Origin of the sequence: Providencia sp. PROV189, from assembly GCF_028480065.1 — a bacterium.
In the GTDB taxonomy this organism is placed as follows: Bacteria; Pseudomonadota; Gammaproteobacteria; order Enterobacterales; family Enterobacteriaceae; genus Providencia; species Providencia stuartii.
The window spans coordinates 19742-43976 of the sequence record NZ_JAMPOG010000037.1; the positions used below are offsets into that span (position 1 = coordinate 19742).

The 24235-nt window shown below is 38.0% G+C and carries 10 protein-coding genes and 1 pseudogene; 5 read left to right on the forward strand and 6 right to left on the reverse strand.

From position 1 onward, the window contains the following. Positions 1-18: 18 nt before the first annotated feature. Genes PR833_RS17575 through PR833_RS17600 form a run of 6 tightly spaced genes read right to left on the reverse strand, consistent with a single transcriptional unit; the run spans position 19 to position 19315 of the window. Positions 19-792, reverse strand: a complete 774-nt coding sequence (locus PR833_RS17575) for a thioesterase II family protein (protein WP_004239723.1) — start codon at positions 790-792, stop codon at positions 19-21. Next, positions 792-1880 (reverse strand): Gfo/Idh/MocA family oxidoreductase, encoded by a 1089-nt coding sequence (locus PR833_RS17580; protein WP_000801189.1) that lies wholly within the window; start codon positions 1878-1880, stop codon positions 792-794. The genes PR833_RS17575 and PR833_RS17580 overlap by 1 nt, the downstream gene beginning before the upstream one ends. Then, positions 1880-11095: a type I polyketide synthase gene (locus tag PR833_RS17585; protein ID WP_017827831.1), complete on the reverse strand. Its 9216-nt coding sequence runs from the start codon at positions 11093-11095 to the stop codon at positions 1880-1882. Before PR833_RS17585 ends, PR833_RS17580 begins: the two co-directional genes overlap by 1 nt. A gap of 12 nt (positions 11096-11107) precedes the next feature. Next, positions 11108-17212 carry a non-ribosomal peptide synthetase gene (locus PR833_RS17590; protein WP_272526384.1) on the reverse strand — a complete coding sequence of 2035 codons (6105 nt, stop codon included), beginning with the start codon at positions 17210-17212 and terminating at the stop codon, positions 11108-11110. A gap of 20 nt (positions 17213-17232) precedes the next feature. Continuing rightward, on the reverse strand, positions 17233-17970 hold the full coding sequence (locus PR833_RS17595; protein WP_000371013.1) for a class I SAM-dependent methyltransferase: 738 nt from the start codon (positions 17968-17970) through the stop codon (positions 17233-17235). A gap of 31 nt (positions 17971-18001) precedes the next feature. Further along, positions 18002-19315, reverse strand: coding sequence for an MFS transporter (locus PR833_RS17600; RefSeq protein WP_001351065.1), 1314 nt, complete (start codon positions 19313-19315; stop codon positions 18002-18004). 172 nt (positions 19316-19487) lie between these two features. Between PR833_RS17600 and PR833_RS17605 the strand changes: the two genes are divergently transcribed. From PR833_RS17605 to PR833_RS17625, 5 genes and pseudogenes are all read left to right on the forward strand, one after another. Beyond that, complete coding sequence (locus PR833_RS17605) at positions 19488-21476, forward strand: TonB-dependent receptor (protein WP_000428182.1); 1989 nt, start codon at positions 19488-19490, stop codon at positions 21474-21476. Positions 21477-21633: 157 nt separating this feature from the next. Next, a pseudogene (tnpA, locus tag PR833_RS17610) lies at positions 21634-22071 on the forward strand (IS200/IS605 family transposase). Between the two features lie 171 nt (positions 22072-22242). Continuing rightward, positions 22243-22905: a PFGI-1 class ICE element type IV pilus protein PilL2 gene (pilL2, locus tag PR833_RS17615; RefSeq protein ID WP_004239720.1), complete on the forward strand. Its 663-nt coding sequence runs from the start codon at positions 22243-22245 to the stop codon at positions 22903-22905. Next, positions 22902-23642 (forward strand): hypothetical protein, encoded by a 741-nt coding sequence (locus tag PR833_RS17620; protein ID WP_000149725.1) that lies wholly within the window; start codon positions 22902-22904, stop codon positions 23640-23642. The genes pilL2 and PR833_RS17620 overlap by 4 nt, the downstream gene beginning before the upstream one ends. Before the next feature lie 13 nt (positions 23643-23655). After that, on the forward strand, positions 23656-24235 hold a 580-nt coding region (locus PR833_RS17625; protein ID WP_272526385.1), incomplete at its 3' end, for a TIGR03759 family integrating conjugative element protein.

A 24235-nucleotide genomic window follows, 5' to 3' on the forward strand; every position in this document is an offset into this window, starting at 1 on the left:
ATATATTACCTAATCAATTTAATCATTGATAAATTGGTGATAAAAATCAATAATAAAACGACAAAAAGTATTTGGGCGTGTAATTGGATAAAAGTGATCTCCAGCGATGCAATTAATAGTGCAATGCTTATCTATCCAATCTTGCCATGCTTCAACTTCGTTTTTATCAGCTTCACTATCATGACTACCATACATTAATAAAACAGGGGTATGAAAAAGCCGTTTAGTGCTTTTTTGAAAAAAATAACGCTCGGTAGCAAGGAAATCAGCACGTAATAATGGCATAAACTGTTTTAACAACTGTGGCTGCTTGATTAATTCAGCATCACATCCACCAATGGCAATTAATTGTTGAATAAAGTCATCATCATTTAAATCACTCAGTAATCTCCTTGCTTGAATATGAGGAGCTTGGCAGCCTGATAATATTAGTCCAGATAATTCCCAGCCATTTTTTTCTAATTGAATAGCAGTTTCAAAGGCAACTTGGGCCCCCATACTGTGACCGCAAAGTAATAATGAATTATGCCGTGGTGGATAAAATTTCTTTATTATTGTTATTAATTCATTGGCTAATAACCCAATATCATTAAAGGCTGGTTCTTTAAATCTGCAACCATGGCCAGAGTAATTAACTAATTGACAATTTAACCCTGAAATATCGGTAGATCTCCACGAGTTAAATGCACTATTACTGGCACCAGCAAATGGGCAAACCAATAGGTTAGCATTGTCTTTATTTACATTTTGCTCATTTAAAGGAGTAATATATTTGGGAGATTGTTTTATCATTATTTTCTCCGTCCACTACTTTTGGTGAAGTTCATTCGCTTAAATGGCGCAATTGTGCCATCAATGGCTTTACCTGCTGTTTGCAATGTTTTTATCCATAATTGAGATAAAGCTAATTGGTAATGGGGTTGTAAAATCATTGGTTTTTTATCATTAGGTAATTGCCAGCATTTATCTATCTCTGCCAGTAAGTAATTAATAGCTTCTGGTGCTTCACATTCCATCACATCCTGCCAACTATTTGGTGGAGTATGAAATGAATGAAACAGTGGTTCATCAAGCTCCATCGTGGCAGGAGATTGATACATGGCTTTTTTACTATCTTGGTGATGATGAATATAAAGCGCATTATTCCATTCTACTGGCCCATAACTTCCAGCGAGAGTTAAATAACCAGCTGGCCAGCCTAATATCATATGATGCATCACGAGGCTATGCTGATCAGGATCGTTAGATGACAAATGTTTTTGTAGGCATAAAAGCAAATCACCAGTAGGGTTGGATAGTCGTAGAAATTGTAGCGGGGTATTATCTTTTTCTAATGTGACTGTAATATCATTAGGGTGTAATTTCATTGCTTGGCAATATATATCTAAGGCGGAATAAATTAATTGCCTGCTTGTGATAATTTGTCCCCACACTGGTCGTTGTTGTATTTGCTGATATATCTTCTGTGTGTTTTCTATCCATAAACGTCCTGCTTTATTATGTGGATAGAGGCTGTTAACGATATAGTGGCAATGCATTTTTTCTGCTAATGATTGTAGTCTGGTAATTTCATCAGGATGTACAGGATGTTCCTGTACAACCGAGATCCCCCGTTGTAAAAATGCTTGCGCAAGTTGGCTACCTTCGCCACCAACAATGGCTGATCGCACAACAATACAAGCTAGATCTATTTTTTCAGGTAGTTGATCAAATCGAGTAAAAAGTGGAATACCGAATGCTTTAGATAATTCTCGAGAACGAGTGCTACCTTTGGAAAAAAGGCCAATAAGATGCCATTTGTCTTGAGGTTGTATAAATGCATTGAGATAAACCTCTCCAAATTTACTGCCTACAATCACCACTTTTTTTGCCGGTTTCATTAATTACCTCCTTCGGATGGATATCCGTTATTAGAAAGTTTTTGTTGCACCCACTGATCAATGATTTCGGCCAGATGTGTGCTGGTAGCGCGATCTTGCAGTATTGACCAGTGCTCCCCTGAAAAATAGTGATGTTGGGTATGTGGCGGTAATCGTTGGTACCACTCTTTTTCAGGTGATGTCCATTCTGTTGGGTGGTTGGTGGCTTCCAGCCATAAACAGGCGATATCATCAGATAATGGTAGGTCACTTTCAGGTAGGAATGACATAAGTCTTTTAGTGCATGCAAGCTGCTTATTTTCATCTGATGAACTATCTGAGTCATCATGACAAAATTTAATAAAATCATGTCGATAGACGGGATCTATTAATACTAATAATACGGAATGATTTTGTTGCGAGAGTTGTTCTGCAAGGTAACTGGCAATAAAAGCACCATATGACCAACCAATAAGAATATAAGGGCCAGTCTGTTGTGCTGTTTTTATGCTAGATAAATGTAATGATAACAATGTATCCAAATCAGTTAGTTTTGAAGCATCTGTAACTGTTAATCCCCACACTGTATTATTTAACGACTCAGCAAGAGGTAGGTAAACACCGGGATCACCATCAGAAGCATGTACCATAAAGTAGTGGTAAGGTTTTGGAGCAGATACAGCGCTTAGAGGTATCAAAGAGGAGTACTCTCGTTGAGATTGCTTTTCCTGCTCTAAATGAGCACAAAAATCGGCTAAGCATGGATAGGTAAAAATCTGTTGTAATGTTGCTGGATATCCCCGTTGATGTAATTGGCTGATCATTTTGGTTGCAATCAAACTATCTCCTCCAGAACGGAAGAAATCATTTGTACTATTGACCTCACGACCTAATAACTCAGACCATAATGCAATGATTTCATTAATCATATTGGTTGGTACATCAGGTATTGCAACAGGTTGTATCTGTTCATTTAGCTCTTGAGCGGATGATGTTGCTATGCCATTAAGGGTTGCTTCAATATTTTCACATTGGAACAACTCAAAAGAGTCGATATTCTGATCAAGAGAATGAGATAAATAATCACGTAATTTACCTAAATAAGGTTTTCCTCCACGAGTGGGAGAGGCTAAAAAGAGTGTTTGTCGCAAAGATGAGGAATCTGTTTGGGGCCATTGACCAATAGTTTCAAAACCAGTATTGATTAAAATATCATGCCAACTTTCACTATCAAGCATCGCTTTATTCGTCAATATACGCTTATCTTGATATGCACTTAATCCCTCAATAAAGCCAACAGTCGCCATTTGCATAGCACTTTGACACTCGGTTGCTTCGATAAATAATAAATAGCCTTGAGGTTTTAACAGGCTTCTAATCCGTTTTAGTGCGTGGCCGATATGTGATGCATCATGTAATACATTAGATGCAATGATCAGATCATAGCCATTATCTGGATGATGAGAAAATTGTATTGGTGCATTAATATCAAAGAGTTGATAGCGCATTTCTCCTACAGCAGTGAATTTTTTTCGCGCTTTATCAAGGAAGTAATGTGATATATCAGTAAAGGTGTATGAGTAATGCGTATTCTTAAGTACTGCGACTATACCTTGAGTGGTAGCTCCTGTACCTGCCCCTATTTCTAAAATATTGAGTGAAGATGTTGCACCAACCATTGCACTAACAATATCTTTTGCACATTGATTTAAATAATTTAGTGCAGGGTGTTTGGCGTATAGTGCTGTGGTAATTTCATCTGAATTAAAAAGTAGTGAAAGAGGAGAAACCTTACCACTAAAGAGTAATTCATGTTGGGTTAGTGATTGTTCAAGGTAATCCCAAAGTACATATTCCCAATCATTAACAGGTTGTTGAAATACTGGGGCAGATAAACATAAGTTAATAAACTGTGTTGTGGCATAAAACTGATCACCCTCTTTGGTTAATAAGTGATGCAGGCATAATAAATCTAGCCACTGACTAAGTAGCCTCTCATACTGAGGCTTTGCTTTTAAACGAGCCACTATTTCAGCTAGGGTGATTGGTGTGTTTAGCTCGGTAAAAAGAGCATTTCGATACAGTGTGTGACATATGCCATACCGTGCTCGTTCCTCAAATCGTTGCCAACTCTTTTCAATAATGTCACTGAGTGAAGCTGATGGCGAAAGTAAATTAGGTAACCAATTGGGCTGTTTAATAACGGATAGTGGAATATCAGAAGAGGCTTCAAACAGTAATTGTAGAGGAGGCTCTACTTTCGTATCGTCTTTTACCATTACCATAGCATGAGCACGTTTGATTTGCGGATGATTTTCCAATGTTTGCTCGAGTTGTTGATAGCGTGATTGGAGGTGATTATCTATTGCTAAATGTTGATATGAAGGAAGTTGCGCAATAATCTTATCAACTGATTGATTATTATCTTCATCTTGGCATAATTGAGTGATCAAGCTTTGATAATCAGAGAACATCATTGTTAATAAACCGTCAGCAAAGATGTCATCCATGCAGAACCAATTTAATGTTAGCCCCTCTTTTCCTTCCATTACTTGGTGATCTAACCAAACTTGAGGTGTTTGCGCGAAGCTATATACGGGTTGGCCGAAAAGCTGATTTAATGCTTCATCAATATTGTCACCATCTAGTGTCATACCTAACATGCTAGTAAATACAATAGGTAACAGAGATTGGCTACTATCCCCTTTATAGCGTCCCCATTCACGTAAAATCTCTACACCATTTACTTGGGACTTACTTAAATGTTGCCAAAGTCTGCGCTGTATTTTTGCCATTGACTCATTTAATGTACAGTCGTTATCTAGATAAATATCTATAGGGAGTACAGAGGTAAAATCACCAATAAGTTGTGTAACATCTGGGTGCCATGGTTGACGATTAAAGAAAGTTAAGTTTAGTGTAAAGGCTGGGTATTTTGTCCAGCGACCTAAAACTAAAGCAAAAAGTGTTAAAAGCCCTGCTGATGGTGTAATACCATGCTTTTTCCACCTCTGTTTTAATTTGTCCCATTGCGCTATAGAAACATGATGTTGGAAAGTCGTAAAACGAGGTTGTTCAGTAATGGATGAATTCTTTATCGGTAAATATGGGGCAGAAGGTAAATCAGATAATAGATCCTGCCAGTAACACCATGCCATTTTCCACTCATCACTGTTACGATTTGTTTGATTTTTTAAGCAGTAGTCGCGGAAGGTAAATGTTTGTGGTATTAATTCTTGTCCTGAATAGGCGTTAAATAGATCATCAAACAGAATTTTAAAGCTCATGGTATCAAACTGCAGTAAATCTAGATTGATATGTAATCTGTAACAATCGTTATTTAGCCAAGAAATTTCAACTTCAAATAATGGCCATGACTCAGTCGGTAATACCCGATAAGAAAGGGCTTCCCTTATCTGTGTTAGGCTCTCTTGTTGCTCTTGTTGGGTTAAATTTGTTAGGTCATGTTGAATAAAATGAAAATAAGGAACTTCTTTTAAGATACGTTGTTGTCCATCATCATCTATGATCATTCTCAACATATCATGACGCTGAATAACTTTATTCCAAGCTTTTTCAAGTGAGGCCGGCTCCCATATATGGCGTTGACAATCCCATTCAAAAATTGCATGGCAAGCAACGCCTCCGTAGTTAAAGAGGTTTTTACGTCCGATCCAATAGGCGTGTTGAATTGGTGTTAATGGAAATGGGGCATATCGTTCTGACTCCATTGTGTGGGAAATGTTGTCTTGATTATGGAGTGCTTCTGTCACAGTAAATTTCTCAGGTGCTGCGGTTCGAATAACTGAGGCTAAACCAGCAATAGTCATATCATCATAAGATTGTTCAGCGTCAATATTGACCGCAAACTGTTTCTTAATTTCCGCACTGAGATCGAGGAAAGAGAGAGAATCTAGTCCTAATTGGAATAGTTCAATGTGAGTATCAATATGTTCATCACCAAGACGCAACAGTTGTTTGATACATGCTGTTAGCCACTGTTCTAAGTTATCACCAACGCGATAATCAACCCTGTTAGGGCTTACCGGCTCTGTTTGATCCGTTTGAGTTGGGGTTTCACAAAGCTGGCGAGTGTGATTAATTTCATGGTTATCATAATGATCATTATGATTAGTCTGATGAAATAAAGGCGTTTTTTGTGTCATTAAAGGTGGAGTCGCTAAGCGCATTGCAAGGCGACAAGAGGTATTATCTAGCAGACAAGCATCTAAATGTGCCAGTCCTTCCTCAGTAGTAAGCGTACTCATACCTTTGTGTTGTAATTTATCATGGAGTTGTTTTTCTGCCACAAAGCCAACACTTTGCCATGCCCCCCAAGCGATAGAAATGACGGTTAATCCCTTGATATTGCGACGTGCATATTCAGCTAATCCATCTAAATATCCACAAGCGAGGGAATGAGCTGCTTGTCCTTCAGAGCCTATAGTTGCAGCGGCAGAGGAGTATAAAATAAGGTAACTGGCATCTGTTTTTTCTAAAGCATCACAAAATTGCTTGGCAGATATCGCTTTAACAGAAAATACGTCAGACATACGCTTAGGGGTGAGTTGTGTCATAAGTGCATCATCCAAAATACCTGCACTGTGTATAAGCCCCTCAATGCCACCTTCATTTTCAAGCTGAGTGAGTGCTGCATGACATTGAGCGTTATCACGACAATCACATGTTAGCCATTTTATTTCTAGCTGGTTAGATTTCTGTAAGTTATTCATCCAATCTAATGCGCTGCTATCAGCTCGTGGTGCCAAAATAGCGATACGTTTAGCACCTTGCCTTACTAACCAACTTGCTGTAATTCGACCTAAGCCTCCAAAACCACCAGTAATAATATGCCAGCGCGGGGATACCATGATGTTCTGCGCTATGATCGTAGAAGATGAGGGCAGTGGGGTTAATTGTGGTAAGTAGCAGCAATGGTTACGAACAATAATTTCATTATTACCTTGTTCTATTTGTATAAAAGCAGGAACTAATTCAGACCATGAGGCATTTATACCTAAATCAACAATGGCAATTAACCTTGAGCTATATTCTTTTTGAATAGTTTTTAATAAACTTCGAATACTACGTTGTGCTGGATTAACCGTTTCTATGGCAGTTAATGCCCAGGCTTGTTGCGTGATAACAACAAACCCATCAGACGATGACAGTAATATTTGGCGGATCTGCTCGGCGATAATTAAAGGATCTGCAAGGTTGGCAACGATTAATTGATTTTCGCCCTGTTCAGAAAGACATCCAATAGCGGATAAAATAGCTGTGATTTCAGAAGGCAATGTTTGTTGATGGTTAAATATTAATGTTGGCTTGATAAGATCTTGTTCCACACAAGGTGTTAATTGCCATTGGTAGTGTGAACTTTGTTGTATCTTGGTGTCACTAGGTAACTCTTGATCAAAGTGATCGTTTTCTGTCGAAACACTGGCGAGAATAATATGTTCACACATATCTTTGGTTTCTGGTAATGCATCAGGTAACCAGCGAATATGTTGAAATCCTGCTAAGCGACACTGTTGATGCCATAATTCTGGTGATAAAAATAGTTTTCCTTTACGGATCTTTTCATCATGGAGGGGTAACACCAGTGGGCCAAAAACAAAATCAAATAAGCGAGCTTGTTTGGTTATTTCGCGCATAAGCAAATGACCATTGGAACGCAGTAAAGTACGAAGAGCAGTTAATGTATCTCCAATATGTTGAGTGGCATGAATAACATTAGCAGCAATAATAATGTCATAATAATCAGATTGAAAACCTTGTATTTCAGGGGATTGTTGTAAATTGAACTCTCGATAGTTAACAAATGAATATTGACTAAATTTTTGTGCGGCACGTCGGGTGAAGATAGGTGAAATATCGGTAAATTCGTATTCAACATGTTGTATGGTTGATAAAATAGGTAGCAGCCAAGAGGTGGTTCCTCCCGTGCCACCACCGACTTCAATAATTCGCAAAGGCTTAGCCACAGTGGGCTGGTAGTGAGAAAGTAATCCTTTAAGTACCGCGGCAGCAATTTGGTTAAAATAACGACCAAAACTAAAATCTTGATAGAGAACTTCAACACCTTGAGATGCACCTTCAGGAAAGATCACTGAAACAGGTTCAATCACGCCTGTCATCATATCGTAGAGTTGCTCTCCTGCTCGCTTGACGGTGTCAGGAATAGATTGAAGACCTTCGCTATCTAATTGTAATTGATGGAATAATAATGGTAATTTATCACTAGAAATAGATTTTATTTTTTTATAGTAGTTGTGCTGATTTATCTGTTGGTAAATATAATATCCATCCTCAACACAGGCCTCTAATAAACGTACTAATAATTGATAATAGCGGGGTAAAATGCGTCCTGCTCGCATAATATCGATTACAGACATGGGGGTATTCAACTCATGGCCTAAACACGAGCATATCATTTTATCGACGTAATAATTATGTAAAGTGGTAAGTGTTGAATTAAATGAGTTTAAACGAGGAAGATCGAGTGTTGTAAGCGCTTTTAATGCCGTTTCACGACCTTGGCTAATAGGTAAATCAAATGCGCTTTTTTGTGGTTGATATTTTTCACTATCCTTTTTTTCATACCAATAATATTGTTTTTCAAAGGGATAGAGAGGTAATGGTATATAACTTCCTTGAGTTTTAAACAGTGACTGCCATGGTAAATCATAGCCTGCAATAAATAGGGTTGTTGCAGCCTGTTGTTTCATCTGAATTTCATCAACTCCCATTCTGGCAGTTGGTATCCAACTAATCTCAGTAATGCCTTCACGTTCACCAAGATCACTTAATACAGAAGTTGGTCCTAATTCCATAGCATGGGTGACACCATGATTGACTAACGTTTGTATTGCATCTTGATACATAACTGTATTGCGTAGTTGCTGAGCCCAATATGATGGATGTTGAAGTTCTTTTTGAGAAATTAATTGCCCTGTATAGCCTGAGACTAAGGCTATTTTTCCTTGTGAGGCTGATAATGACTCAGTAAATTCCATCAATTGATCAAGAATATTATCAATATAAGAGGTATGAGCAGCACACACGTTATTCATTTCTCTAAATCGAATATTCTTTGCTTTCAATATTTGAGTAAACTTTTGCATATCATCGGGTTGCCCCGCGAATGATAAGTTGTTATGGCCATTAATTGCAGCTAATTCAACATGACATTGTTTAGCAATGATTTGAATATCTTGATATTCTGCAAATACAGCAATCATTTCACCATTAACATGACTTTCCATTAATTGTCCACTATATACAGCAAGTGGCATCATTTGTTCGATTGTATAGAAACCAGCGATAACGGCTGCGGCATATTCTCCGCAAGAATGACCTACAATTATTTCAGGTAAAATACCGATTGCTCGCCAATGTGCTGCCATTGCGATTTCATAGGCGACAATAGCCGCTTGAATATAACTGGCATTAACAAGTTTATCGCTATGTAGGCCAAACATGACTTCTTTTAACGGAAATGTTAAGTGTTGCAGGCATGCTTGCTCACAACGATCGATTGTTTCGGCAAATGTTGTTGAATGTTGGTACATCACTTTACCCATAGCAGGATATTGTGATCCCATACCAGAAAATAGCCACGCTATTTTCTTATTTGTTGATGTATGACCATATTGTATTAAAGAATCAGCACTTCCTTGAGAGAAAGCTAACAGTGAAATATCACTCTCACTTGTTAAGGGGATAGATAAGCGCCATGGTAAGTTGAGTTGTCTTTGCTGTAATGCATTATGAGCCAGAATGTTTGCTGGGGTAATTTTTATTAATGGTGCATAATCACCAGCAAGTTTTTTTAGACTCTCTTTTGTGGCGGCACTAAGCAATAATGAGTATTCAAAATTATTGTCTACCTCTTGTTCAGGTTTGATTGATACTAATGAGTCAGGCAATGATTGCACAATGATATGACAGTTTGTTCCACCAATACCAAATGAAGAAACACCAGCAGTTCGTATTCTGCTAGACCAAGCTTTAGGGTTTTTAGGAATGTAGAACGGGCTTTTTTCTATTTGTAATTGAGGATTTGGGTGATTAAAATGCATAGATGGAGGAATAAGTGCTTTATTTACCGCTAATATCGTTTTAATTAGGCCAGTGATACCTGCTGCTGTATCCAGATGTCCGATATTGCCTTTAACTGAGCCAATAGCGCATTTAGAAGCAGTAAGAGAGCGATCAGCGAAAACCTGACATAATGCACTAAACTCAATTGGATCACCTAATGGTGTAGCTGTTGCGTGTGCTTCAATAAGTTCAATATCTTCATTTTTAATATCGGCCAGTTGTATTGCTTCTCTAATAACTGAAACTTGGCCTGCTACGGAGGGAGCTGTGAATCCCGCTTTTTGATGACCATCATTATTAATGGCACTACCACGTAATACAGCAATAATTGTGTTTCCATCCACTAAGGCATCTTCAAGACGACGTAACACTACAATACCAAATCCATTACCAGCAAAAGTACCGTTTGCCTCTGCATCAAAAGGACGACAAATACCATCTGGTGAGAAGATCATGCCTTTCTGATATAGATAACCACCGGTTTGTGGAAATGTGATACCAATTCCACCAGCAATAGCCATACTGCATTCACCAGAGCGTAAACTTTCACAAGCCATATGTACGGCAACTAAGGAGCTAGAACAAGCGGTTTGTATAGTTAATGCTGGACCAGTTAAATTTAATTTATATGCAATACGTGTTGCGAGATAGTCTTTATCATTCCCTAATAATTTTTGCATGCCACGGACATGGCCAATATTGTGCAATGCTAAATCTTGCTGGGCAGGATAGCTGCTCATTCTTGCTGAAGCAAAAACGCCTGTTTTGATGGTTATATTGCAAGGGGCATATCCAGCATGCTCTAAAGCATGCCAAGCACCTTGTAAAAAAATTCTTTGCTGGGGATCGATAAGTTCAGCTTCTGAGCGTGAATAATTAAATAGAGTAGCGTCAAAATATTCCGCTTCATCTAACGGCGCGCCACGATTAACAAAATCAGGTGAATGATAAGTTTGTTCAGCGACACCTGCGGCTTTTAGTTCTTCTTCAGAAAAAAGACGAGAGCTATCGTGTTTATTAATTATGTTATGCCAAAATTGATCAATATTTTGTGCATCAGGGAAGCGACCAGAAAGACCAATAACAGCTATAGGTTCACTATTACCATAGAAAGTTTCAAAATTCAGCATGATTAATATCCTTTATCTACTATGAGTTCGTAGTTGTAACCGTTTCTTTCTCTTGTTTTTGTGTTTGTCTCGGTCGGAATATTGCTCACATGTTGGTGAAGTGTTTTGCCAAAGCAATTGCGCTAATGTACTTAGATTTGGACTAGCGAACAGATCAGTAATTGTAATATGGCTATAGCCATTTTTTTGTAGTGCTGCATGAAGTTGAACCAATTGTAAAGAGCTGGCACCTGCTTCGAAAAAATTTGTTTCAGGTGCTAACGTTATTCCAATAACTTGCTTAACAAGTTGTTGTAGTTTTTGTATTGTCTGACCTGTTTTTTGTGTATCAGTAGATTGTTTATAATGTGTGTTTTGATTATTTTTGGCATTGAAAACTGGGGTGATGACGAGATTATTGCATCTTGGTATAAGTTTATTTAGTGGCAATTGCCAAGATTGTGGTTCAGTAGCCAGTTTAGTGAGTATATGTTCATATTGCTGGAACATGGAAAAAATGGTTGTGTAGTCAAATAATTGTTCGACAAAATCCCAGTTTAAATATAATTCACCGTCTGACTCATATACTTGATGATCTAGCCATGTTTGTGGTGTTTGTGATATTCCCCAAACAGGTTTTAGCCATGAATGATGAGAAAGAAAACCTTCATCATGTTTATAGCCCAATGCACAGGTAAAAACGACAGGTATCTCTATATGAGACATCTGTCGTTGAATTGCCATTTCACGCATTACTTTAATGGCTGAAACACTACGATGTTGCATATCTTTATGTAAACGTTTTTGCATCATTGAGATACTGTTTGACCAAAGATCACAGGTATACCAATCGAGTAATTGTAATGAGGTAAAATCACCAAGTACTTCATTTATTTGAGGATGTACAGGATGCCGATTAAATAATGTCAAATTAATTGTTAACTCAGGGCTTTTACTCCATGCGGATAATGTGGCGCAATAAGCAGCAATCAAAAGTGCTGCTGGCGTAACATTATTTTGCTGAGCAACTTGTTGTAGTGCTTGCCAAACAGAAGTAGATAATGATGTTTGTAAACGCGAGAAGCGAGGTTGCACAATCTGTGCTGGATCTTTTATTAGTAGCAATTGTGGGGCTGGTGGTAATTGTGGTAAACGCGTTAACCAATATTCCCAATCATTTTGTGTGTTAATCGGATAGGCATCACAATCAATATAATCTCGAAAAGTAATATCTAGAGGGATAAATTGGTGATTTGGCTCCATATACAGTGTTTTTAGCTCACTGAAAAATATCTGCATACTCATTCCATCAAGGAATAAGTTATCAAGGCTAATAAAAATATGATCTGGTTGTTCTTTGGTCTTGATAACTTGAATAGTAAATAAAGGCCAAATTTCTGGATCATAAACAATGTTAGCAAGTTGAGCTCGTAATACTAGAAAAGCGTCACTTTTTTCTGTAGGGATATAATGCGTTTTAACGGAATAATAAGGAACTTTTTTAAGTACTTGTTGTTGTCCATTAATAATGACACCACGTAACATATCATGACGAGAAATCAACTGATTAATTGTACGTTCTAATTTAGGTACATCTAAATTTTCCGCTATAAAATGGACAAAAAAATGTGTACCAACACCCCCAAGTGTAAAATTATTTTGCCGTCCAACTAAGTAAGCTTGCTGAATATCAGTGAGTGGAAATGGATTGTATCTATACGCCTCGTTATGTGAAATTGCTGGCTGTTTTTCGAAAACTTCGCTCTGCTTTATATTTTGTGCAAAATCAGAAAGGATCGGATAAGCAAAGATATGCTCCAGTTCAACTTGGTAGCCAATATGGTTTAAATCAGAGATCAATCGAATAGCAACTAGGCTATCTCCCCCTTCACGAAAGAAATGACTGTGACGGTGTATCTTGTTGGTGCCAAGGAGCTTTTGCCATATTGTTATGATGATCTGTTCTTTACCATTGATAGGTTGTTGATTTAGGTATTCTTCTTGGTATTCCTGACAATACAATTTTAATGATTGGTTATCTATTTTGCCATTTGCGGTTAAGGGGAACTCAGTTAGAAAATAAATATGTTTTGGGATCATATAGTCTGGTAAAAATTGGCGCAAATCATGCTCTAGCTTATTTTTATCTGGTAAATAAATTTTTTCTGGTGCTTGGTATAACTGTGTCAATATTTCGCCGTTAACTCCTTCACTTTTATAAGTCGCAGTAGAAGCGCTAAAGATATCTTTGCATTTTTTTGCTGTTAATAATTCATCAGCAGGATCACTACCATTTTGTTGTAATAAAGAGATGCTTATCAGTGATTGTGCAGGGGCATGTAACACTTCTTGTATAAAAATCATTCCACTCGGAGCACAGAGTGAAACGAATTTTTGTATCTCTTTTTGTGGGCTGTCTAATCGATGAAGATAATTGTTCATCCAAATGATATCTGCACTATATCGATTTTTATGAAGAAATACTTCTGTAAGAGGCTCAGCATAACTATTTTGATAATCTGATAAATTTTGGTTAGCTTGCGTTACCATTGAAAGAGACTCATCAGTTAGCAGTAGGGTAACCATATTAGTGGGTAATCGTTGCAGAATATAATTTGCTGAAATACCGCTTCTAGCACCTAATTGAATGATTTTTATTGGCCTTTTTAGTGAATGATGAAGTTCTCTTATTTGTTGTAGTAAATTTTCTAAGGAGTAGTGCATTCCATCAATACGCATAGTGACTTGTTCTGGTGACCAATAGGGATCATCAAATAGTGTTAGAGCTGATTTTTTACCTTTGAGTATGTCTGTTAAATTGTTTTTGTGGCGCTGCAAATTTTCTATTAGCGTTCGCTGGGTACTATTAGTTGGGGGGGAATTGAGTGTAGTTTGTGGATATTGTGCTATTAAATTTAGCCAATTAGCCATTAATGACTGATAGCTAGCGATAATGCTATGGTCATCTGCTGATTTTTTTTCTGACAAGAGGTTGTCGAAATCAATATTTTGTTCAGTAAGATAATCATATAAAAATCCAGCTATGATTGCCGTTTCTTGGGATTGTTGTTGTACATTTATTGGGGTTGAGCGCAGATAGTAGAGGGGAGAAAAGGTGCTATTTGAACTGATAATATCCTGGTAATTACCCGAATTTAGTATCACAAAAGAGTGTAATGCTTTTTCTTTATTACCATTACCAAGGCATAGTGTAATCGCATTTTGCACACCCTGAAGCTTATTGAATGCAGCATCAATTTCCCCTGGTTCTATACGGTATCCGCCAATCTTAACTTGGCGGTCACGTCTTCCTAAAAATTCAAGTATACCGCCAGGGAGATATCTTCCCATATCACCTGTTTTATACCAATTTTCACCATTTTGTTTTACAAACTGTTGTGCTGTTTTTTCGGGATCGTTTAGGTAGCCTAACGCAACGCCTGCACCACCAATCCAAAGTTCTCCTGATACCCAATCAGGGCAATCTTCTCCTCTAGCATTAACAATACGATAACGTTGGTTGGATAAAGGATATCCATAAGGTATCGAGCTCCAGGATGGGTCTAATGTTGTGACATTAAAATAGTTAGACCAAATAGCGGCTTCTGTGGCACCTCCCATGGCGACTATTTGTCCATCAGGGCAGAAATTATAGTAACGTGTCGGGAGATCAAGCCCAATCCAATCTCCAGAGAGATAGATTAATAGCAGCGATTGTGGAATGGATGACCCTATTCCTTCTGCATAGGTTAGTAACATATCAAACAGTGCAGGTACGCTGTTCCAAAGTGTTATTTTATGTTGGTTAATAAGTCGTAACCATGCATCAGGATTACGGCGCTCATCTTCTTTAACTAATACAAGAGTCCCTCCGGCATTTAAAACACCGAAAATATCATAAACAGACAGATCAAAATGTAGTGCTGATATGGCAAGTACCCGATCTTTGTCTGAAATGTTATATCGCCGATTGAGATCAAGGCAGGTATTCATTGCGCTGGCATGGGATACAACAACACCTTTAGGCTCTCCAGTAGAACCTGAAGTATAAATAACATAAGCTGCTTGATGAGGAGATATATCTATATTGTGTAGTGGTTTATTCTCGGAGGGTTGAACTTTTTGCCAAACAATCCTGTTACAAAATGTAGCATAGATTGAATAGGATGGATCGCTATCAGATACGATGAGTAATGAAAGCTGAGCATTTTTAGCAATGCGGTTTATACGTTCTTCTGGTTGTAGTACATCAATCGGAACATAAGTTCCCCCCATTAATAAAATAGCCAGAACGCTAATGATTTGCCCTACTCCTTTTGGCATACATACACCAATTCTGTCTTCTGGTTTATAACCTTGTTGTATTATTTGATCACTGAGTATTGTTGCTTTAGATAATAATTTTTTGTAGCTCCATTCCTGAGAGTCGATATCAATGACAGCAATTTTTGATGAATTTGAATAATTATGGAAAATAGACTTATGCAGTGTATGTGGTAATAGTGAATTATCTTTTTTGATAACTGATATTCTATTTTTTAATTGTTTTTTAGGAATTAAATCAGGTTGGGTTTCAATCCAGGCATTAGGATCGTTGGCAAGTTGGCGTATACGAGAAATATAAACATCAAATATTGTTGTTATAACATCATTCCGGAACAAGTCATTGTTATAATCCCACTGTAAAACAATATTTCCACTTTTGTTAATTGCCATGTGATCAAGCCAAACTTGTGGGGTTTGTGATATTCCCCATCCTATAGAACCTAATACAGATTCTATATTTTTATCAATAAGTGGTTGATTAATATGGCTAGTAAAGACAACAGGACACCCATAAGGATGGGTGCCATTTTTACGAAGGTCTCTAATGATATCAATACCAGAATAATCAGAATGTTGCCAAGCTTCAATAAATGTATTTTGATTGTCTTTAGATAATGAAATTAATGGTCGATTGTCTGTTTTCATTTCTAAAAGAATGACATTAGTAAAATCAGCTATAATATTATTAACTGCAGGGGCTAATGGCTTTCTATCAAATAATGTAAAGTTGAGTAATAAGCTATTTTGGCCAGTCCATCTTGCAAGTACAGATGAGAAACAGGTTGCTAATGCAATGGAAGGTGTAATATTATTTTCTTTAGCCAAATTACTAAAGTTTTTCCATTCTTTTGAGCTAAATGTCCAGCTAAGGCGTTTAATTTTTATTTTATTTATTTTTTCTGGATCCATATATAATGGCAGAAGAGGAGAGTCTGGTAGGTTTGGGATTTTATTTTTCCAATATTGATATGCTGATTCTTTGTTTTCATACTGTTTTTTATCTTGTAAATAATGGTAAAAGTCATAGTGCTCATCTAACTGAGGCAGTATTTCTCCGCTCAATAATAAACAAAGTTCAGTAAAGAGTAATGAATAACTTGTACCATCTGCAATCAACATATCAATATTAGTACATAAACGATATCTGTTGTTAGGTAGCGATATCATGTGAAAATCAATTAACTGACCGCTTTCAACATTTAGTACCTGATGGCTTAATTTTTCCCGTAATTGTAAAAGTTTTTTCTCATACTCATCTTTTGGTAATTTACTAAAATCATGATATGTAACATATTTTCTATTTGGGTTAGGAGACCAAAATTGTGTACCCTGTTGGTGAAATACTATATTCAACATGGGATGACGTTTTGATAATAATACTAATGCTTTCTCTAGACTTTCCGGAGTAAATTTAGGGGTGCCATCAAATTCTTGATAAATTTGGCAAGCAACACCACCAAGAGTTTGTTTATTCAAACGGCCGACAAAATAGGCATGTTGTATAGGTGTAAGTGAAAACTCACCAGCATTTTTTATTGTTTTATGTGTATATATATTATCTTTTCTTTCTTTTTTATTTATATCTGATTTTTTTAATATTTTATACCATCCTTTTATTGTTGGATTTAAATACAAATCTTTTAATGTTATAGCATAACCATTTTTTTGGAAAATATATAAACATTGCATAAATCCAATTGAATCAAGACCTAATTTTATCAGATTGTCCTTATCTGAAAATTTATTTTTGTCAATGTTTATTTGCTTGGAACATAATTCTTTTATGTTATTAATATCACTTAATATTTTCATTTCTATACCTTAATTATGAGTTATTTATGGCGGAGGATTGCCATTGGTACAGTACTTGAGCTAATGTTTTCATGGACCAATCCTTCTCTTGATGCCTCCTTAATTACTTGTTCAATTCCAAAAGTATACCAATCTCTTTCTATATTAAAATTTCGTATGACTTTATCGTCTTCTATGATTTTAAAATTCATATTCCAACGAATAGCCTCTTGATCTATAGGTTTGCCACTTAAATAAATTTCATAGATATGGTTCCCTATTTTTTTACTATTTAATAGTATCTTAGAAATGTTACAAGGCGTATTAAACGGCATTGTATCTACCAAAATAGCACCTTTTTTTTCTAGCCCATTTGCAAGCTTATTCCATAATATTTTTCTATCATTCTGATTAAAATATCCTATACAGCCACATATAATAGCGGCAGAAAATGATTTTGGTAGAATGGTATTTTGAAATGTATCAGCAATCACAGTTACTTGGTGTTGTATTTCAGGTAACATCATAATTCTTGTCATTAGGCCAATACGCATAGATGCAGACGGTTCAATTGCAAAAATATGTATGTCTGGAAACATTTGCGCAATTATACTTAATTCTTGGCCAGTGCCGGAACCTATATTTAACCAGTTGCCTGTTTTTACTCCCATAAACTTCAAGGATTTTATAAATGTATCTTTACGAGTTTCCCAATGAGGTTCGCTTAAAATATCATACATTTCAGCAGACTGAGTATAATAATCTTCATAGTTATCCATTCTGTAATTACCTTATTCAATTTCCTACTAATTATACATATTGCTCAAAATTGTTTGATGAAATATTTAGTTTAAGGCGTTTTTTTATTAATTTAATGGAAATTAGTACTGCGATAAAAGTATAAATAGATGATATTGCAAAAACAAAATGATAAGACCAGTTCTCCGCTGTCCAAGTGCCTAATAGAGTAGCAATGATTGCTGTAAAAGCATTTGTACATTGGAAAATAGTGAAATCAATACCAGCTTGTTTCAATGAAGATAAGCTCATTAAACCAGTGTAAAAAGAAACTAGTCCTGCAGAAAAAAGAATATATTTGAACCCTATAAGTAAAAAAAGTATTTCATGTGGGATATATTTTATTCCTATAGCCATGGATATGAAAGTAAAAATTAAACCTTGTAAACCATAGGTAATGAAAATTGATTTCCATATGCCAAATACTTTTATTAATATACCACCTAAAAGTGTTCCAAATAGGCTTGCACAAAAATTGAAGCTTCCTATTAATAGTGCAATATTATTTAATGTAATATTTATATCTATTAATAGAGGTCCGGTAATCATATCTGTGATTCTGTTACCTCCTTCTAATAAAACTACTAATAAAATACCAATTCTTACCTCTTTTCGATTAAATGCATATGATAATTTAGGTATATGGTAAGTTTCAGATGTGGTTAGTCTATCTGATTCTTTAAAGTAGAGTGTTGGAATTGTAAGTAATATGATGGTTAGAGCTGATATAGCAAATGCAGTATTTAAGCTAAAATAACTGGAAATTAATAAAAAACCACTAGTGCCTAATAATGCTCCTATTTCTCCTCCGCCAACTTGGGCAATATTTCCCCACCCTCTATTACTTGCCTTAATCTGTTCTACCGCCATGCCATCACATGCAATGTCAATAGTCGATGTTAAGAATGCACATAGGATAAATATTCCAAAAATCCAAAGATTATTCAGTTTGCTTATATTATCGTTAGGGTTTATTAGAATAAGTAAAAAAACTAAAAGAGCAACCAATGATTGACCAATAAGAATCAAGTTACGTGAACGGCGAAATTTTTTTCCAAAAGGTAATCTCAGGCGTTCAATAAATGGAGACCATAAAAATTTAAGTGTCCAAGGAAGCATAAAAAGTGAAGTCAATCCAATTAAAGAGAGAGAAAATCCTTCACTTCTTAGTAAGGTTGGTACAGATTGCATGATAATCATTGATATAAGGGTTTGGGTGATATAAACCCCACCTATAGCCATAATGATCCTTCTGTTGGCTGATAACTCATAACAGATTGATTTATAGCAGCAATGATCCTTTTGTTTTTTGTCATTGGTTTGCACTCTATTAACCCACCTTAATATTCATGTTTTCTGTTACTCAGCACACTTTCATAAGTATATATAATTTTCATGCTCAAAATGTGATCAACCTCAAATAATAATAACAATGCAAATGATATTAATTCGCATTAACATTTCGGCGTAAAGTGCCATTGCACATTTTGGGGTTTATATGGAAAATAAAGGAACTTTATTTAAATCTATATCTTTTGTAGCGGCTACAATGGTAACAGTAAGCTCTGTAGCTGCCACAGAACAGCATGATAATACAATAACTGTTACTGCAACTAAGCGCATTCAAAGTAGTTTTGATGTAATTGGTAATGTGAATGTTCAAACTGATGAACAGTTAAAAAAATCTTTAGTTAATCAAACTGATGATTTGAGCGCAGTTTTTCCTGAGTTGTTATCTGCAAACCGAAGTTCGCGTATTTATAACAATATGACTCTTCGGGGCCAATCTTCGGCCGATTTCTTTTCTCCAAGTTTGGGACTGTTTGTTGATGGTGCTCCCCAGCTTTCTCAATCGTATGCTCAATCTCTTCAAGGGGTTGAGCAAGTTGAGCTACTTAAAGGCCCACAAGGAGTTATTTATGGGCGTGGCACATTGGGAGGGATTATCAGTGTTATTACCAAAAAACCCAGTAGTCACGCTGAAGCATGGTTAGGGGGGCAATATTTTGGTCAAGGGGAAAGAATCAATACAGGAGGAAGCACTGGCTACATGGAAAACGGCTGGGCTTTTCAGGGGAATGTTAGTCTCGATAGAAATAATGGTTCTTTGAACAATCCAGCATGGGATAAAAAAAATGTTGATAGCAGAGATATAAAAGCTGGATGGTTGTCTGCTAATTATATTTCCCCTGATACATTATTTGAGTCTAATTTAAAAGTAGGTGGAGAAAATTACCATTCTCATGAGGAATATTTTGTTCCTTTTTCACCTCTTTCACGTTCAAAAATTGATACTGAATGGTTATATGAAACACCTAATCTTAAACGTAAATTAAAAAATATTTCCTGGAATACAGGTTATGATTTTAATGATGAATGGAAGTTTAAAACGATACTTTCTTATCAAAATATGGATATAGATAGATTGTTTATGGACGGAACGTTACAAGATGATTCTCAGGATATTTTGTATTCAGAAGCAAGAGCTAATTATGAGGGGGGGGATCTAAGTGGAATTATAGGGGTATCATTTCAAAAGATGGGTTATAGACATGATAATTTATCTGTAGGGAAAGTCGGAATGGGAGGAAAAAAATCTGATAATGATATTTATAATTACTCTGGATATTTTGATGGTGCATACAGGATAAATGACAATTGGGAGTTAGGTGCAGGGGCTCGTTTTTCTCACGAAAAAGCAAAAACTCGAATGATTATTTTAGAAAAAGGAAAAGGTGAGTCTAATTATAATAATAATGCAGTTTTTAATGCCTTTATTCCACGAGCAAGTATCGCCTGGCTTCCAAATGAGCAGAATCGTATATGGTTTGGAGTTGGCCGCGGTTTTAAACCTGGTGGTTTTAACAAAGAAGGGGTTGATAAACTAGCTCTGACTTCTTATAAATCGGAAATTGCCACGGAAATGGAATTAGGTTGGAAATGGCACAGTGTTAATGATAACCATATGGCCGAAATTACTTTATATCAAATAGATAGTAAAGATGTTCAAGGATATGTAGGTGTTATTGGTTATCAGGCATTATCTAATATGGGAGATTCAAGAAGTCGAGGGATAGAATATCTTTGGAAATCAAAGCTTACCCCTAATCATAGTATTTCACTGGGTGGCATGTTCAATCAATCAGAGTTTACCAGTGGAGAACATAAAAATAAAAGACCTGCTTATACTCCTAGTTATAGTTCATTAATTTCATGGGAGGGCTTATATGGCAAGGAGCAAAAGTGGTCTTCTCGGATTGCAGTCAGATTTAATGGACCATTTTACTTTAATGAGCAAAATAATTTAGAACAAGGGCATTATACTGTTGTTGATGCATCAATATCATGGCACCCTACAAAGCAATATGAACTTAGTATCTATGCGAAAAATATTGGTGATGCTTTATATCGAACGTATGCATTTGGTAATAAAGCACAGCTAGGTAATCCGAGAGAGATCGGGGTTCAGGGAAGTATTAACTTTTAGGGTATAGTAAAATCCGCCTGTGCCAAAAAGCGGGTTTTTATTGTCAGCCTTAAACCACCACCTAAGCAGGTGATGATTGACCCTGTGAGGCTATAGCCTGAAGGAAACCCATGTTAAAAAACTACCTCTTACTCACCACAAGTAAAGAGGAAATAACATGGGTTTATACAGAAGTTCATCACATGTGTATTGACGTTGCAAATATCATCTAGTTTGGACTCCTAAATATCGTTATAATATATTGAAAGATAAAGTAGGAAAAGAGCTTTATAGAATAATTTATATTCTCTGCATTATGAAAGACTGTGAAGTATTGGTGCTAAATGTTCAGCCAGACCATGCTTATTTAGTTGTAATGATCCCACCTAAACTATCAATATCAACACTAATGGGAGTCCTGAAAGGACGTAGTACGATAAGGTTATATAATCGATTTCCACATATACGTAAGAAACTTTGGGGTAATCATTTTTGGGCTAGGGGATATTTTGCTGATACGGTGGGGGTTAATGAAGTCATCATTAGGCGTTATGTAAGGCATCAGGATAAAGTTGATCAAGAGCTCGACCAACAAATGGAATTGTTGGGGGATTAATAAAGAATATAGCCCCCTTATAGGGGGCCCAATTTAAAACCACCTCTTTTAGAGGCGGTATTTTACACCCGCCGTTTTCTTTTTTTTCGGAAAACTAATTTCCTATTGAGAGCGCTTGCTTTTCTGCGCACAGTGTGCCTGTGACTTTATTTTGTTAACTCAGGACAGAAAATGCGTATGAAAACTCTCCCGATATGTCTTGCCCTGACCTCACTGTTGTTGGGGGGCTGTGCAGACAAGCCAGCCCAGCCTACGGAAGCGGCGGCAGACATCGCGATTCCGCTCAACGTCGGTTATGCTCAGCCGCTGCTCCCAGATATTTATCCGTCAGCCCCGGAAGTGGTGCGTTATGACCGTTACCGGCTGGTTGATATTTCGCCTTCACAGGCACAGCGTTACCCGCTGGAACAAATTGTTCATCTGCGTATTCCTGCTTCCGTCTCCCCGACAGTCGGGGATGCGCTACATTATGCCCTGCGTGATTCCGGATATCGTCTGTGCACGTCCGATGGACAGGCGAACCACCTTTATCGTCTGCCGTTACCCGCTGTTCATTATCAGATGGGATCGATCCGCCTGAATGTGGCGTTACAGATCCTTGTCGGTCCGGCCTGGCAGTTGTGGGTGGATGATGTGCAACGGGAAGTGTGTTACCGACTTCGTCCGGAATACACGCCATCTGCGCCGGATGCAGGAATGAGCGGCGCTTCATCCGTCTCTGTGGTCACCCCACTTTCTGCGGGCAGTACGCCATTACCGGTGCCACCGGTGCTTAACACTTCCACTGGTCATACCGATGTGAATAAGGTTCATCGCGGAGGGTGGCTGAAATGACTCATTCTGAAGAATTGTCCGTAACCCCATTACATAAAAAAATTTACCGGGGGGTGATTGTGACGGGCGTGGTCGCCTGTGCTCTGGTGGCCGGTATCCCGCTGTTTATCCACAGTAATGTTATCAGTTCACACTCAGAGGCTCTGTCACAACTCGGACAACGATTACAGGCGATTGAGATGAAGATGGCTGACTCTGTCACGGATGACCGGATGAATGCGCAACTGGACGTGCTCCGTCAGGGGCTGACGACGCTAAAACAGGATGTGGCATCACAGCGCGACACCCTCAGAACGGTGACAGCACAGCTGGCGGTGGCCGGCAAACCGGATGAACAGATCGCCGTACTGTCTGACGGGCTGGAAAAACGGCTGGCACAACTGGAAACCCGCCAGGCACAGTGGGCACTGGCGTTACATCAGTTGCAGGAACAGCGTCAGCCGGAACAAAAAACGGTCAATCCCCCGGTTGTCAGGGCAAAACCCGCCACGCCGGAAACTTCCCGTCTCGGGGCTTCTGTCCGTCCATCCCGGACCGTGCCGTTTCAGTTAACCGCGATTGAACAGCGGGGCGGTCGTCTTCTTGCCGCACTGGCTCCTGCGGATATTCGTCAGCTGGGGCAGGTACAGTTACTGCCGGTAGGCGGACGTTATCAGGGCTGGGAAATGACCGACATTCAGACTGATCGTGTGACATTACGTTATCAGGGGCGCACAGTGACGTTGCGCCTGCCATAAAAGGAATGCCGTGATGAAAAACATAAGATGCGTGGTTTTACTGGGTGGGTGTCTGATGTCCGCACCGCTGACAGCTGCACAGTCTGTTTCCGGGGCAACCCGACCGGTTCAGATTGAGGCGGGGAAATCGGCTGAGAGTCAGACACAGTCATTGCAGTATGAGGCGCAGGAATGGGGACTGAGTGCGGAGGAGTATGCCCGTTTTGAGGCGCTGATGAAAGGGCGGCGCGGTATTCAGTCTCCCGGACTGGATCCCCTGACGACATTGGGTATTGAGGCCCGGTCAGACGAAGAGCGCCGCCGGCTGGCTGAAAAGTGGGTACAGCAGGAATTTGCCAGGGCAGAAAAAGAGCTGGCGTTTCAGCGGGAAGTAGATGCTGCCTGGAAGCGGCTCTATGGTCAGGTATTACCGGTCAGTCTGGGAACATTCGGCAGGATGGAACAGGGAACAGCGCAGCGCCGGCAGGCACTGTTTGTGCAGGCGGAAAATTGTAGCGCGTGTGATGCCCGTCTGGCTACTCTGCTGGCCGGCAAACAGCCGTTTGATATTTATGTGCTGGGGACAAAGGGGGATGATAACCGCCTGAGGGCTT

Excerpts from the sequence above, each read along its gene's own strand:
- PR833_RS17575 (WP_004239723.1), bottom strand. The coding sequence starts at position 792 with ATGATAAAACAATCTCCCAAATATATTACTCCTTTAAATGAGCAAAAT.
- PR833_RS17580 (WP_000801189.1), bottom strand. The coding sequence starts at position 1,880 with ATGAAACCGGCAAAAAAAGTGGTGATTGTAGGCAGTAAATTTGGAGAG.
- PR833_RS17585 (WP_017827831.1), bottom strand. The coding sequence starts at position 11,095 with ATGCTGAATTTTGAAACTTTCTATGGTAATAGTGAACCTATAGCTGTT.
- PR833_RS17590 (WP_272526384.1), bottom strand. The coding sequence starts at position 17,212 with ATGAAAATATTAAGTGATATTAATAACATAAAAGAATTATGTTCCAAG.
- PR833_RS17595 (WP_000371013.1), bottom strand. The coding sequence starts at position 17,970 with ATGGATAACTATGAAGATTATTATACTCAGTCTGCTGAAATGTATGAT.
- PR833_RS17605 (WP_000428182.1), top strand. The coding sequence starts at position 19,488 with ATGGAAAATAAAGGAACTTTATTTAAATCTATATCTTTTGTAGCGGCT.
- pilL2 (WP_004239720.1), top strand. The coding sequence starts at position 22,243 with ATGCGTATGAAAACTCTCCCGATATGTCTTGCCCTGACCTCACTGTTG.
- PR833_RS17620 (WP_000149725.1), top strand. The coding sequence starts at position 22,902 with ATGACTCATTCTGAAGAATTGTCCGTAACCCCATTACATAAAAAAATT.